Origin of the sequence: Roseomonas sp. 18066, assembly GCF_902706185.1 — a bacterium.
Taxonomy (GTDB): domain Bacteria; phylum Pseudomonadota; class Alphaproteobacteria; order Acetobacterales; family Acetobacteraceae; genus Pseudoroseomonas.
On sequence record NZ_CACSJM010000408.1, the window covers coordinates 1 to 396 of the forward strand.

At 64.9% G+C, this 396-nt stretch carries 1 protein-coding gene; it reads right to left on the minus strand.

All coding sequences use genetic code 11. The features are described 5' to 3' along the window. Window positions 1-382 (minus strand): divalent metal cation transporter (locus tag GVN67_RS29455; protein ID WP_200845474.1); only part of this gene is annotated, 382 nt, incomplete at its 3' end. Window positions 383-396: the final 14 nt, after the last annotated feature.

Sequence of the window (396 nt, forward strand, 5' to 3'; positions counted from 1 at the left end):
CCATCAGGTCTGCGGCGGCATTAAGGATGTTGCCCACCAGCAGGGCAACAATCAGCACCGCAATCACCACCCGTGGACGGCGGGAGAACTTGCGCCGGGCCAGCCTGCCCAGGCTTTCACCTGTGGCCAGTGCCGTGCGGTCACAGATTTCCTGGACGGCCATCATCATGGGCAGTGTCACCGGCGCAGCCCACAGCATGCCGTTGGAAAAGGTGGCACCGGCCTGCGCATAGGTGGCAATTCCTGAGGGGTCATCGTCCGCAGCACCTGTCACCAGGCCGGGGCCAAGGAGTGAACCGAAGCGGCGCAGGAGGGACTTCCGCCCAGCACCGGCCGCGTCGCCATCAATCCGGGGCCGCCCGGAAATTTCGGCCTTGCTCATCCAGTTCTCTCCAC